At 57.0% G+C, this 533-nt stretch carries 1 protein-coding gene; it reads right to left on the bottom strand.

Going from position 1 to position 533, the window contains the following annotated elements:
* Positions 1-151 precede the first annotated feature (151 nt).
* Positions 152-533, bottom strand: a 382-nt coding sequence (locus D5269_RS19090; RefSeq protein WP_207709166.1) for a hypothetical protein, incomplete at its 5' end; no start/stop codon positions are given.

The raw sequence follows: 533 nt of genomic DNA, 5'->3' as shown, positions 1-533 counted from the left end.
CTCTTGGTATGTACATAGGTGTTCAGGATACCGCTGGATCTTGCAGCATCCATCTCCGCACACAGGCCACCGATGTCCTGATTGTATTTCTCGTTCCAGTCCGGAGTTCCTTTTATCAACGGGCTAAATTCCATATCGTCTCAATCTCCTTTCAGACGTTCAGCAATAATTTGATGTACAGGCTTTCCGCATTCTCAAAGGTCAGCGTATAGATGCGGTCGCTGATCTTATGCAGTGTGGGGTTTCCCAGTCGCGTAAGCTCCCGGATGGTATACACTGTCAGGGTATCGGCATCCGGATAACTCTGGCGGCAGGGGCATTGTACCAGCTCGGAGCCGCCCGCCGGGCCATCCCCCGCCCCGCCCGCGCCTGCGGTATACTCCCCCATGAGCAGCAGCACGTCCGGATAATCGCCCAGATCATGCCGGATTGTAACGAGCGGCCAGTCCGGGGCACTCGCCTCCAGATAATCCGCAAGCGGGACACCGTCCGGCATCAGTACCTGTCCAGCTGTGGTCAGCGGCGCATAGGGC

The sequence above is a fragment of the Anaerotruncus sp. 1XD42-93 genome (genome assembly GCF_009917605.1).
GTDB lineage: Bacteria > Bacillota > Clostridia > Oscillospirales > Ruminococcaceae > Anaerotruncus.
Note: the sequence above shows the minus strand (reverse complement) of the source record. Positions and strands in the feature narration are given on the sequence as shown.